Origin of the sequence: Psychrobacter sp. BI730, assembly GCF_013414195.1 — a bacterium.
GTDB lineage: Bacteria > Pseudomonadota > Gammaproteobacteria > Pseudomonadales > Moraxellaceae > Psychrobacter.
In genome coordinates this window covers 42230-54635 of record NZ_JAATTV010000003.1, presented here as the reverse complement: position 1 = coordinate 54635, position 12406 = coordinate 42230, and the positions used below count along the sequence as shown (strand labels likewise).

The following is a 12406-nucleotide window of genomic DNA, read 5'->3' as shown; positions in this document are numbered from 1 at the left end:
CTGGCTATCGATACCTCTAGCTGCCTTATAAATCTACAAACCTACTTAGCAAAACCTAATTATTTGATATCGAATCTATTCATAACTGTCTGCCATATACGCGCACTCACCTCATCCGTACTGCCCGATGCATCAATACGCTGTATACGCTCAGGATACTCGCACGCAAGCTGGCTAAAACCAGTATGCACCCAAGTAAAAAACTCGGTAGCCTGCTGCTCAAAACGATCTGCCGCACTGCGCTTATTGGCACGTTTCATACCCTCTGCTACTGGCAAATCCAACCACAATGTCAGCTCAGGAAGCTGCGTCACAAATTGTTTGATAAGCATATCGATTTTGCCGCGTACCAGCTCGTCACCATACGCACGCCCAAAGCCCTGATACGCAATAGTAGAGTCGGTAAACCTGTCACATATTACCCAAGTACCATTTTGGAGCGCTGGTAAAATGACTTGCTGCATGTGATCACAGCGCGCCGCAAACAATAGTAGCAGCTCAGTATCGTCTTCGATATCCGTCGCTGGGTCCAATAATATGTCACGCAATTGCTCGGCAAATGGGCTGCCACCCGGCTCACGAGTACGTAGATAAGGGATGCCATTATCTTCTAAGTGCAAGCACAACTGTTCAATTGCGGTGGTTTTGCCTACGCCTTCAGTCCCTTCAAAACTAATAAAGCGCCCTAAATTAGGCACCGTCTCCGTATTTGAAGCACTTGATTCAGGTGGATTCGATGGTGGTGTGTTGGTATGTGACGGTGTTGCGCTGGTGTGCATAGATACTGACATGATATGACCTTATGTCATTGATGAGCACTACCTCTACTTTGTAGCGCTCAATAAACGATAAGTTTTTTAAGAAGATTAAGAAGGAATATTACTGCGGCGGCGTTTGAGATTTTTTCTCACGCATGACACTGAGGTAGTCTTTTACCGCTTGATTATGCTCAGCCAAGCTGTTGGTAAATTTGTGCCCGCCATTGCCCGTTGCCACAAAATACAACGCTTCACTATCGGCAGGATGTAAGGTCGCTTCGATAGAAGCCGCTGATGGTAGCGCAATTGGCGTTGGCGGTAAACCATCAATTTGGTAGGTGTTATAAGACGTTTTTTCATTGATGTCTTTGCGGCGAATATTGCCATCATAACGACTGCCCATACCATAGATGATAGTCGGGTCCGTCTGCATACGCATGTTTTTATTCAAGCGGTTTCTAAACACGGCAGAGACTAAAGGACGTTCATCAGCAACGCTGGTCTCTTTTTCAATAATAGACGCCATCACTAACGCTTCATATGGACTCTTATAAGGCAGATTCGGCGCACGATTTTCCCACGCATCAGTCAGTACCTGCTGCTGACGCTTATACAAGTCAGTCAATACTTTTTTATCGCTGGTTCCTTCACCGTAATAATAAGTATCAGGCGCGAACCAACCTTCAAGATTATAGTTAACAATCGGGTCACTACTATTAACAACGCTGTCTGGCAATACACCCGTCAAATCCAATGCTTGGGCAATACTGGCATTGTCACTATCTGCGGTCAGTACTTCTTTCTCAATTTTGTCGTTGTCACGCAGTGCTTGGTAAAGGTCTTTAGATGTCTTGCCTTCGATGATCTGCACCTTGACCATAGCCGCTTTTGCGCCTTGACCTAGTATTTGTAGCGCCTCAGCGATAGTTGGGTTTTCGGGTAATTGATACGTACCAGCATGCAACGGCGCATCGACTTGTGACTTGATATATAGCTTGGCCACGCCTGCCGAAAACAGCGGAATCTGTTGTTGCCACTGCGGTAGTAGACCATAATACGTCTGACCTGGTTCAATCGTGACCATCTGCTGCGGCTGCTCGATACGACCAAACAACGTCTGATAAACCATGACCAAGAAAAATGCGGCAATAAGCCCCAATACTAGCAGCACTTGATAGCCGCGTTGCATAAAAAACGATGGGTTATTGACTTTATATTGACGTGGTTTACTGTTGCCGCTGATAAGCGAGACGTTGGTTGCTGGCGTTGCTGATGTGTCTTCCACCTTATCTACCACTGGTTGCGCGTCCGGCAGCGTGGTATCGACACGCTCCTCGACTGTGCCATCTTGTTTGTTTGACGGCGACTCATTGGGACGTTCAGGTGGTATATTGGGTGTAGGCTTGCTCATGGCAACTCGCGAGGCAGATGTTTGCTAGAATTTAGCACTGAACCGTGCGATTTTCAATGGTATTTGCTTAGCTTATGAATTATCTTGCTATTGATAGCAGTTTATATGGCTTAATACTTAGGCCTTTTTTTCAGTATTCTCAGCTTATCTATTAATAATGAAAATATCTTATGAACCTACATTTTAACCAAAGTCTTGCTAAAAACTATCACTCTGAATCTCAAAAAGTTCGTGTACTCAGTGAAGCATGGGTAAAAGAAAATAGTTACTGCACCAATTGTAGCGCCCAATCGCTAGCTGAGTTTGCTAATAACAAACCTGTCGCTGATTTTTATTGCGAAAATTGTAATGAGCAATATGAGCTAAAAAGTAAAAAAACCAAGTTAAGCAATGTTGTCAATGATGGTGCTTATCAGACGATGATTGAGCGTATCAATAGTAAGAATAATCCCAGCTTCTTCTTTTTGACCTACTCAAAAGAATACACCGTTAATAATTTTCTAATTATTCCCAAGCATTTCTTTACGCCCGATATTATTGTTAAGCGTAAACCCTTATCAGTGAATGCCAAACGAGCAGGTTGGGTTGGTTGCAATATTGACTTACGCCACGTACCCGAATCGGGCAAAGTATTTTTGGTCAAAGACCAACAAGTTATACCGCGTGAAAATGTCACCCAACAGTTCCAAAAGACTTTATTTCTACGCAAGCAATCTATGGCTTCACGCGGTTGGACACTCGATGTCTGGCAATGTATCGACCGTCTCGATGTCAGCTTTTCTCTCAATCAGGTCTATGCTTTTGCTGAGGAGTTGCAGCTCAAACATCCTGAAAATAACCACGTAAAAGATAAAATCCGCCAACAATTACAAGTATTACGAGATAAAGGCATCATTGAATTTGTGAGCCGTGGTCACTATCGAAAGTTATACTAAGAACACTTATCATCCCATAATGGTAAACCTTTGGCAGCAACCAAACGACCGTAAAACTTATGAGGAGGGTAATCTAGCTCTAGCTCATCATTTACTTTGAAAAAGTGTTTCACATTGCCATCGAGACAGGTATAAGCTCGATTTTTTACTTGTTTATTCCAGCTCATTAACAGCCCTAACGGAGTACGAGAAGCTTTAGTAAAAGCTTGTCTTTCGGTTGTGATTGCACACATCACAGTATCTTCATGAAACTGCTTATCTAAACCTTGTTTAATGACTTCTTGACGGGTATGCGCATACTTAAACACACTCCCAAATGCTGTGTATTTTTTATCTTTCTTAGAATAAACAATACTAAATGCTATCTGTGAATAACAAGGTAAGTGAATTATTTCACCAGGTTCTTTCTTCGCTAATTTACAGATTTCATCAAAAACCATCAAACGACGGATTTGTAGCGGGATACTTTCATATTCATAGACTGAACTCATTCGATTTTATCCTTTTAAAAGAAAGGATCATTGATCGATTTGCTTTATGGCACAAGTCTGCGTAACAAAAGACGATCACTTCTTTTGAGGGCTTTTGCTAATCTACTTGGTATAAATGACTGAAGTGATATACGAGAACTTTTAATTGTTGAAAGTATCTATGATAAAGACAGGCGGTTCAAATACTTATCAAATAGAAGTAATCGAAACGATGAGTGCACTTATAGAAGTGGTTGCAGAAGATGGTGAAACTGCTCTACTAAAAGCACAAGAAATATATAGAAGCGAGGATATTATTTTAGAACCTGATGATATGCTTGATACTGAATTTATTATCTTTGGCGTAGAATAGAATGAGTAGCTAGCTCAAACCAAAAGTAGCTCTCAGTACTTGTGAACTTTAATGGATAAGCGTGTAGATAATAGTAGAGCGCTGGCTCTTGACCAGTACATTCAATAATGGTCTGACAGTGAAAAATGGTAAAGTCCAGTCAATAAAGGTCAGTGGGTCAAGCTTGTCAGTGACAATGATGCTTACGTATTTACCTACGAATGGCTGTCTGCTGTACGAGAAAAAATGGCAGATAATGCAACTTTATGGGTCAGCGGTACGCATCATAATATTTTTACTTTAGGACGTATCCTACCGCAGCTTGGTTTTAAAATACTCAACGTTATAACTTGGGAAAAGACCAACCCACCACCCAATTTCTCTTGTCGGTTTTTCACTCACTCTACAGAATTTATTATTTGGGTAAGAAAACACCCCAAAATACCTCATTACTTTGACTATGATTTAATGAAGCGACTTAATAACGATAAACAAATGAAAGATGTGTGGCGTTTACCCGCTATTGCCAAGTGGGAAAAGTCTTGTGGCAAGCACCCAACGCAAAAGCCGCTAGCGTTACTAGCCCAAATTATTTTAGCATCTACTAAAAAAGACGCTTTGGTTCTCGACCCTTTTTCTGGCTCTGCGACGACAGGTATTGCAAGCAATGTCTTAGGAAGGCAATTTATCGGTATTGAGCAAGAAACTGAATATCTACAACTCAGTCAAGCGCGCTACGAAGACTTACAAAACGATGGTCGAAAGGAATTCTTCAAACAACATTTCTATCGACTATTAAATAAAGAGAGTAACAACTAAACAGATTCAAAATCCACAACATCACCTGACAATAACGTCAGACTGCTCATTGGCATGATACCGCGCAGTGCATTGCAAAAGAAGAGGTGCGTTAATTTAGGTAAATCCTCATCTTGTAGCGACCTGATTATGACTGGATATTGCGTCGTAGATAGTGCATCTATAATTACCTGACGCATGACGCCAGCGACGCCTGATTGAGCCATAGAAGGTGTGTACCACTGGCCAGTGGTTAGGTAGTTTTCATTATCTTTATGAATACTAGAGCTAGTTTTGGATTCTGATAGTGGTGCTTCTGCCAATTGATAGAATACATTACTCATCGTACCCTCAACCCACTGCCCGCCCATATCACGTAGCAGTCCTTCACCAAGTGTTGAAGCAAGCTTTGATGCCAATGGCTCAGCTTTTATACGTTGTAGCTCACCACTAGCAAGGACATTGTCTAAACGATTAAGGCTCTTGAGACCTGCCAGCGGTGGCGGTAAGCAAGCAATCTGAGAAGCCAAACATATTGCCGAGGCAGTAGGTTGGATGGGTACTAGATTTCCATCAGGCAAAGACAATTGCAGCACAGTAGAAACTCGCATTGCTGTAGCCTTTAGCCATATTTCACAGTCGCTACCATTTGTACTAGGTGTATAACCATAACCACGCACATCCTGCGCAGCGCGGGTGACCACTAGCTTGAGCATACCCTGCTCTAACTGCTGGGCATACAGTTGCAGTACGGCTAATAGCTCTTCGCTATTTATGTTTAGCTGCAAGGCTTTAGCATGAGAGACAAGCCGCCGATAATGATAATCTGACCATAGTATCAATCCATCGATGACACCCATAGTGGTAAAAAAACCGTCAGCGTATGCCAGCCCGCGATTATCTAAAGACATCGTTACCGTTTGGTTGGTCGCTCTGTTATCTTCGGTCACACTATTATTTTCGGTTACCCTATTGTCTTCGGTCACACTGCTGACTTGTGGGTACAGACATACCCAGCCGTTTGGCACTGACGTCGTATCGGTCATGATTTAGCTATTGTCTGTTTGAGCAGCGGCTTTATTGATAACCAGCATGCAACTGTAGAACTCGCATTTTGCTAGCTCTATTTTTTGTCCACCGACGATTCTGTTTTTAATGATTTGACTATTGAGCATATCAGCCACCATTTTTCCGCCATCATCACCCATCAATTGACGTGATAGCTGATAGGCTTTTTTGGCATGGTTTTGGCTCAGCTCTTTTTCTTTGTCTGTATCAGTAGGATTGGCATAGTACCAGCCTAGCTCTAGATATTTTTCAGAGTCGATGATATCTAGATAAGGCGCGTCCGTTTTCATAAAGCGATATTTTGCCGCTGGATTACTGGCATAGTCTAGGCTGTTTTCGTCAGTGCTCATCACTTCGCCAAATACGGATTTTATACTATCTAACTCATCTACAGCGAGCGACTCAACCTTATCAGTACCCCATGCTGCGACATCATATCTCACTGGCGTGCCTTGCTGAGCAGTGGCACCGTCTAGGTCAGGATTGTTTGCGCTGTCCTGTACTGGCTCATTCGTTGTTGCCTGCTCAGTGGTCTCAGCATCTGGATTTGGAGCATCTTCTTTGGTGCTGTCACAGCCACTGAGCGTCACACCAACTGCCATTATCGTACCGACTATAAGGGTCTGTAGGTTAGGATTCCACATGGATAATTTACTCACACTTTTAGATTGATCTCGAAATAGTATTAACGAGCTGGCAGGAACGCCGCTGATAACGAATAGTTTTCAATAAAGAGCATATTTCACAAACATTATAATCTAGCAGTCATTACAGCATATTGATATAGGTTTCCATATTTTATAGTTTACCCAACTGCTCAGCACTTGACTACCTTTTACGTTACGCGGAGCACTCCCCGAGAGTACAGATTTGTTAAATATATAACGTACTAAAACGACCTTTTCTTTAGTAGGAAGTAGAAAACTGCTTGCGCGTGTTTAGCGTATGTTTGCTTCAATGTCACAATTAATTTTCAAAAGCGATAAGGCCGCTTCTGACTAATAATGTCACTTCCTAATCATTGATTGGTAATGGCCTCTTGGTTTGTCAATCATAGCGTTATCCCTTATGATGATTGAGCGCCACTTATTACTTCTTTGATAGTATTTTTATTTTCTAGCCAGCGGACTATTTATGACCCAACACTTTATTGTTATTGGTAATCCAATCGCTCATAGTAAATCTCCTGAGATTCATAAGCAGTTTGCTATACAAGCAGGGATTGATATTAGCTATCAGCGTCAGTACTGCCCTGATGACGCCGCTAGTTTTACAGCTGTCGTTGAGGCATTTTTTTGTGGTGGCGGTGTGGGCGCTAACGTGACAGTTCCTTTTAAACAAGTCGCTTATGACTGCTGCGCAGCGCGTGGTGGTTTATCAGAACATGCCAAGACGGCAGGCGCGGTCAATACATTACTGTTGAACAAAGCACTACTAGAAAGCGGCGTGCCAATCACTGAAGCACTCTATGGTGATAACACGGATGGGCAAGGACTTATCAATCACATTATGAGTATGGACTGGCCGCTGACCGATGCTCGTATGGCGCTAATAGGTGCAGGCGGGGCCGCTCGTGGCGTGATATTGCCATTATTTGAAGCAGGTATCGGCTCTCTCACGATTGCTAATCGCACCGTGTCTAAGGCAGCTGATTTGGTAAATGAACTAAGCGCGGCCAGCTCAGTGATTGATGACCAAAATATCGAGGTTTGCGCGACCAATGAACTCAGTGGCGCTTTTGATATCATCATTAATGCCACCTCTATTGGTTTATCAGGTGATACGTTGCCGTTGGATGATGCTCTAAACTGTCAATACGCTTACGACATGATGTATGGTCGTCCGCTACCATTTTTACAGCATTTTGCCGCTCGCGGCGCACAGACCTCTGAAGGCTACGGTATGCTTATCGGTCAAGCTGCTTTAAGCTTTGAGCGTTGGACTGGGCATACTATCGATGTCGCACAAGCGACAACAGCGCTAAATAAAGACAGTTAATCAAAGAAAAGTCTTTGCAAAGCTCTACCCTATTAACTAAAACGTAGTAATAGCCAATTTTCAAAACGGCGCAGCGGTACACGCAATCGCGTAGAGTGTATCGCCAGACCACCGCTCAATCCAATCACGCAGCCGAGCGCCGTATCAATCATACGCGCTTGGATAACGTCTCCAGCGACTGGTGGCACTGACATCGTACTACCATACTCGGCGATAAATATCGTCAGCGGCGTGATAAATATTACCGCCAGTCCATAATGCCGATCGACAAACGATTCAATCAAAAACATCATACATAGTATTGCTATAGCGATGCTCCATCCTGATAGTCCCCAAGACAGCATCCAGCCCGCCACGCCCATGCCAGCCAACGTACCCAATAATCGATGCAACTGTTTGATCCACATGGTTCGTAGCTGCATACCTTGGGTGATAATAAAGCAGCTCATCGCTGCCCAATACGGATAAGGCAGCTCTAACAGAACGGCAACGACCAACGCCAAACTAACAAAACTTACCACGATAAGACTATCGCTAATCATATCAGGCTGATAGTCATAGACAGGTACAGAAGCAACAGGACGCGTCGCCAATAAGAACAAACTATAGAGTAGCGCTAGCAACATCGAGGAGCCACTACCCAATATCACAAGCCCTATCGCTGAGAGCACTTGATCAATCGGCACAGGGATAAATAGCGCAATCGCACCCGCCATCAATACAAACAATCCTGCGGGTGGTGGTTGCCGATAATAACGACCTAACATCACTACACTAATACCAATCAGCATAAACACAGGTAGCCGCAGCATTGGCAATAGCTGCGCTATCAGACCCAATGCAAAGCTCAGTATCATCGCAAACCCCCAAGCCATGACCGTTACTAGCCGATGTGGTAGCCCGCCTACAAACGGTAGGTTTAGAATAATCATCGAGCCTAGCGATGCTTTGATACCTGAAGACAAGTCACCAAAATAAGCCCCTACAAACACCGGAAAGCTAATCGCAATCGCCGCGATGATGGGCATATGCCATGGTCGCTGACTGCGATTGACTGTGAGTAAATGATTCAGCTCACCATCGATTAACCCCTTAATACGAGTTAATAGTGTACTCAACCAAGAGGTTCGCTGTTGCTTTTTTGAGGTGCTCATAAATGGCTTTCCTATTTGATAAGTCCATTTTTCTTTGAATTTAAATGAGTCTACATAACCCTTTATAGAATAATTTCAAGCGAAGATACAATTTACCTATGCAAACTAAAATGAATTAATAACATAATTAATCATGAATAATAGTTATTAGTTGTATATTTGTCGCTGTTTAAGATTTATAATCATATCAACGCCATAACAGCTATCTGCCACTGAAGGCATTCTAATAACTAATACACTAGAAAGCTGTCCACTAATAATTCACTTGATGACTAATATAACGTCTAGCTCATCTAAAATAAGTAAATATCGCTTACATAATTTGTGACTCAGATATTGCGCCATAAGTTTATGATAGCGAACTAACCAAAGAGAGCGATTATGTTAACTTACAAAGCCCCCTTACGTGATATCAAATTTTTGATTAATGATGTATTTGACTATCAGACGCATTATAAAAGCTTAGACAACGGCGAAAACGCTGATCCTGAAACTGTAGACATGATTCTACAAGGCATGGCTGATTTTGCTGAAAACGTCATTGCCCCGCTCTATCAATCAGGTGGTGAAGAAGGCTGTCATTTTAAAGATGGCGTCGTGACCACGCCAAAAGGCTTCAAAGAGGCTTATGACCAGTTTGTAGAAGGCGGCTGGCAAGGTATCTCATATCCTGAAGAATTCGGTGGTATGAATCTGCCAACGTCAATCAACCTTATTAAATCTGAGATGATCGGTACTGCTAACTGGTCATGGTCGATGTATCCTGGTCTATCAACAGGTTGTATCAACACATTGCTTCAGTACGGTACTGACGAGCAAAAAGCCCTGTATTTACCTAAGTTGGTCGAAGGCTCATGGGCAGGTACCATGTGTCTGACTGAGCCACAGTGTGGTACGGATTTGGGTCAAGTTAAATCAAAAGCCATTCCACAAGATGACGGTACCTACAAAATCAGCGGTACCAAAATCTTTATCTCAAGCGGTGAGCATGACTTAACAGATAACATCGTCCATATCGTCCTAGCACGCCTACCAAATGCACCAGAAGGCACGCGCGGTATATCACTATTTATCGTACCAAAATTCACCCCGAATGCTGAAGGTGAAGCTGGCGAGCGCAATGCCGTAGTTTGTGGTTCAATTGAGCACAAAATGGGCATCAGCGCATCTTCGACATGTGTATTGAACTTTGATGGCGCAGTCGGCTACTTGATTGGCGAACCGCATAAAGGCCTAAAAGCCATGTTCACATTTATGAACACGGCTCGTATCGGTACTGGTATCCAAGGTCTGGCGCATACTGAATTGTCTTTCCAAAACGCCTTACCATATGCCAAAGAACGCCGTTCTATGCGTACACTATCTGGTACTAAAGATCCTGAAAAAGTAGCTGATGCTATTATCCATCATGCCGACGTACGCCGTATGCTACTGACGCAAAAAGCCTTTGCTGAAGGCGGTCGCTCAATGATTTATCATTCAGCACGTTATGCCGACAAAATGGCACAAGGTATTGTCAATGGCGATGACGAAGAGTTCGAAAAATGGGACGACAAATTGGGCTTCTATACGCCAATCCTAAAAGGCTTCTTAACTGAGCTAGGTATCGAAGCTGCTAAACACGGTCAGCAAGTCTATGGTGGTCACGGCTACATCAAAGAATGGGGTATGGAACAAATTGCTCGTGATGCCCGTATCGCAACGATGTACGAAGGAACCACTGGCGTACAAGCACTTGATCTACTAGGTCGTAAGGTTATCTTACAGTCTAAAGGTAAGATTATCCGTGACTACACGTCAAACATCATGAAATGGTGTGGCGAGTACGCACTCGATAAAGAAATGCGTAAATTCGTTTGGGCATTGACCAAGCTATGTGCTGAGTGGAACACCTTGACGGTACGCTTGATGCTGATGGCACGTAAAGATCGTGAAATCATCTCAGCCGCGTCAGAGGACTTCCTAATGTACTCAGGCTATGTGATGATGGGTTACCATTGGGCGCGTATGGCAGCGGTCGCTTACGAAAAGCTAGAAAAGGGTGGCACAGAAGCACCAGAATTCTACAAAGCAAAAATTCAGACTGCTGAATTTTACTTTGATAAGTTGCTACCACGTACTTCTGGTCACGCAGAAGCGATGGTTGCACCAAGCGAAAGCATGACATCAATGGAAATCGATCACTTTGCTTTCTTAGACTAAAACTGCATCGATAATCAATAAAAAAGCGCCTATCATTTAGGCGCTTTTTTGTGCTTAACTGAAAGTATGCTTATACGGAATCCACAGCAACTAGCAATTTAAGGCAAGTACTGTTAACTACCAAGCATTTTCTTATGATAGACCGCACTTATCTCTTCAACTTCTACACATATCTGCAATGCCGCACGTCCTGACTGCTCTGCGCCTATTTTTTCCTCGATAGTAGCGACCAACAGCTCAGCCAACTGATCACGAGTAGCCATATCACGTCCACTCATGAGCTTTAGGTGAGCATAAATAAATCCATTGGCCTGCTCATCATCTTCAACACCTACTAGAAATGACTTAATAGGTACAATGCGGGCTTTGATATCAGTAGGCATCTTAAACTGACCACTATCCCACAATGCTTTGTTTAGCGATTTGAGCAGTGATTCTTCATGAGCGATACTAACGTTAGGTGTCACTTGAATGGTTAAATGTGGCATGAACATGTCCCTAAATGTAGATGAAAATTAATAGATAAGCTGGCGTATAAGTCTACGCCTTATCGCTATGGTCAATCTACAACAATCTTGCGCCAAAATATCTTCAATACAAGCAAAACCAGTATAGATTACTCATAAATATGCTTAGCGGAATTGTCGACATGGCGAATTTATAATAAGCAGATTACAGCCACCGTATAATCTTTTATTCATCAGTAATATCACTAAAGCAAGCATCAAGCGTCGCGGCCAACTGTGCAGGCGGCAATTCAATCTCAAGACCGCGGCGGCCACCACTTACATAGACAGTGGCCCGATCTTGAGCTGTACTATCTATCACGGTTTTTAGTCGCTTTTTTTGACCCAGTGGACTGACGCCACCCAACACATAGCCTGTGCTACGCTCTACTTGTTTGGGGTCAGCCATCTGTACTTTTTTGCAAGATAGCAATTTGTTAGAAGATAGCGCCTTAGCCATTTTTTTAAAGTTAAGTGTCTTGTCGACTGGCAATATCGCCACAGCAAGTACACCCGTATCAGTGGTCACCACTAGAGTTTTAAACACCTGTGTCACCGCTACGCCAAGTTTTTCTGCGGCTTCTAAACCAAACGATACGGCATTGCTGTCGTGAGTATATTCGTGTACTTGGTAATCAAGGTTACGTTTTTTGGCAAGATCGATAGCTGGAGTCATAAGTTTTAGGCTTAATAAAATGAAATTGAAAAATAGACGCTATATTTATGAGTCATCGGTGATATAAATATATTATTA

The 12406-nt window shown here is 43.0% G+C and carries 13 protein-coding genes; 5 read left to right on the top strand and 8 right to left on the bottom strand.

The features are described 5' to 3' along the window. Positions 1-59 precede the first annotated feature (59 nt). The gene (gene tmk / locus HCZ91_RS02620; protein ID WP_257019955.1) at positions 60-791 is read right to left on the bottom strand and encodes a dTMP kinase; all 732 of its coding nucleotides are present in this window, start codon (positions 789-791) and stop codon (positions 60-62) included. An 88-nt stretch (positions 792-879) separates the two neighbouring features. Next, positions 880-2169, bottom strand: coding sequence for an endolytic transglycosylase MltG (mltG, locus tag HCZ91_RS02615; RefSeq protein WP_179797949.1), 1290 nt, complete (start codon positions 2167-2169; stop codon positions 880-882). A gap of 170 nt (positions 2170-2339) precedes the next feature. Between mltG and HCZ91_RS02610 the strand changes: the two genes are divergently transcribed. Continuing rightward, a complete protein-coding gene (locus HCZ91_RS02610) occupies positions 2340-3104 on the top strand; it encodes a DpnI domain-containing protein (RefSeq protein ID WP_179797947.1) in 765 nt (254 codons plus the stop codon). On the opposite strand, the gene HCZ91_RS02605 is transcribed toward HCZ91_RS02610, so the two are convergent. Further along, positions 3101-3595 (bottom strand): hypothetical protein, encoded by a 495-nt coding sequence (locus HCZ91_RS02605; protein WP_179797945.1) that lies wholly within the window; start codon positions 3593-3595, stop codon positions 3101-3103. The genes HCZ91_RS02610 and HCZ91_RS02605 overlap by 4 nt on opposite strands. A 160-nt stretch (positions 3596-3755) precedes the next feature. On the opposite strand from HCZ91_RS02605, the gene HCZ91_RS02600 reads away from it, so the two are divergent. Next, positions 3756-3947, top strand: coding sequence for a DpnD/PcfM family protein (locus HCZ91_RS02600; RefSeq protein WP_101204585.1), 192 nt, complete (start codon positions 3756-3758; stop codon positions 3945-3947). 204 nt (positions 3948-4151) lie between these two features. Beyond that, on the top strand, positions 4152-4745 hold the full coding sequence (locus tag HCZ91_RS02595; RefSeq protein WP_346342175.1) for a site-specific DNA-methyltransferase: 594 nt from the start codon (positions 4152-4154) through the stop codon (positions 4743-4745). On the opposite strand, the gene HCZ91_RS02590 is transcribed toward HCZ91_RS02595, so the two are convergent. Both HCZ91_RS02590 and HCZ91_RS02585 read right to left on the bottom strand, forming a co-directional pair. Further along, positions 4742-5770, bottom strand: coding sequence for an aminotransferase class IV (locus HCZ91_RS02590; protein ID WP_257019953.1), 1029 nt, complete (start codon positions 5768-5770; stop codon positions 4742-4744). The two genes, HCZ91_RS02595 and HCZ91_RS02590, sit on opposite strands and share 4 nt — an antisense overlap. A gap of 3 nt (positions 5771-5773) precedes the next feature. Then, positions 5774-6436 (bottom strand): hypothetical protein, encoded by a 663-nt coding sequence (locus HCZ91_RS02585; protein WP_179797943.1) that lies wholly within the window; start codon positions 6434-6436, stop codon positions 5774-5776. A gap of 490 nt (positions 6437-6926) precedes the next feature. On the opposite strand from HCZ91_RS02585, the gene aroE reads away from it, so the two are divergent. Then, positions 6927-7790, top strand: coding sequence for a shikimate dehydrogenase (gene aroE / locus HCZ91_RS02580; protein WP_179797941.1), 864 nt, complete (start codon positions 6927-6929; stop codon positions 7788-7790). 32 nt (positions 7791-7822) lie between these two features. On the opposite strand, the gene HCZ91_RS02575 is transcribed toward aroE, so the two are convergent. Further along, positions 7823-8944 carry an FUSC family protein gene (locus HCZ91_RS02575; RefSeq protein ID WP_179797939.1) on the bottom strand — a complete coding sequence of 374 codons (1122 nt, stop codon included), beginning with the start codon at positions 8942-8944 and terminating at the stop codon, positions 7823-7825. A 381-nt stretch (positions 8945-9325) separates the two neighbouring features. On the opposite strand from HCZ91_RS02575, the gene HCZ91_RS02570 reads away from it, so the two are divergent. Beyond that, positions 9326-11146, top strand: coding sequence for an acyl-CoA dehydrogenase C-terminal domain-containing protein (locus tag HCZ91_RS02570; RefSeq protein ID WP_179797937.1), 1821 nt, complete (start codon positions 9326-9328; stop codon positions 11144-11146). Between the two features lie 113 nt (positions 11147-11259). Here HCZ91_RS02570 and HCZ91_RS02565 read toward each other — a convergent pair whose 3' ends face one another. Beyond that, positions 11260-11634 carry a 5-carboxymethyl-2-hydroxymuconate Delta-isomerase gene (locus HCZ91_RS02565; protein WP_179797935.1) on the bottom strand — a complete coding sequence of 125 codons (375 nt, stop codon included), beginning with the start codon at positions 11632-11634 and terminating at the stop codon, positions 11260-11262. Positions 11635-11839: 205 nt separating this feature from the next. Continuing rightward, entirely contained in the window at positions 11840-12328 is a 489-nt protein-coding gene (ybaK, locus tag HCZ91_RS02560; protein ID WP_179797932.1) for a Cys-tRNA(Pro) deacylase, read from the bottom strand. Positions 12329-12406: the final 78 nt, after the last annotated feature.

Coding starts and splice junctions, on each gene's coding strand:
- tmk (WP_257019955.1), bottom strand. CDS start 791: ATGTCAGTATCTATGCACACCAGCGCAACACCGTCACATACCAACACA.
- mltG (WP_179797949.1), bottom strand. CDS start 2,169: ATGAGCAAGCCTACACCCAATATACCACCTGAACGTCCCAATGAGTCG.
- HCZ91_RS02610 (WP_179797947.1), top strand. CDS start 2,340: ATGAACCTACATTTTAACCAAAGTCTTGCTAAAAACTATCACTCTGAA.
- HCZ91_RS02605 (WP_179797945.1), bottom strand. CDS start 3,595: ATGAGTTCAGTCTATGAATATGAAAGTATCCCGCTACAAATCCGTCGT.
- HCZ91_RS02600 (WP_101204585.1), top strand. CDS start 3,756: ATGATAAAGACAGGCGGTTCAAATACTTATCAAATAGAAGTAATCGAA.
- HCZ91_RS02590 (WP_257019953.1), bottom strand. CDS start 5,770: ATGACCGATACGACGTCAGTGCCAAACGGCTGGGTATGTCTGTACCCA.
- HCZ91_RS02585 (WP_179797943.1), bottom strand. CDS start 6,436: ATGTGGAATCCTAACCTACAGACCCTTATAGTCGGTACGATAATGGCA.
- aroE (WP_179797941.1), top strand. CDS start 6,927: ATGACCCAACACTTTATTGTTATTGGTAATCCAATCGCTCATAGTAAA.
- HCZ91_RS02575 (WP_179797939.1), bottom strand. CDS start 8,944: ATGAGCACCTCAAAAAAGCAACAGCGAACCTCTTGGTTGAGTACACTA.
- HCZ91_RS02570 (WP_179797937.1), top strand. CDS start 9,326: ATGTTAACTTACAAAGCCCCCTTACGTGATATCAAATTTTTGATTAAT.
- HCZ91_RS02565 (WP_179797935.1), bottom strand. CDS start 11,634: ATGCCACATTTAACCATTCAAGTGACACCTAACGTTAGTATCGCTCAT.
- ybaK (WP_179797932.1), bottom strand. CDS start 12,328: ATGACTCCAGCTATCGATCTTGCCAAAAAACGTAACCTTGATTACCAA.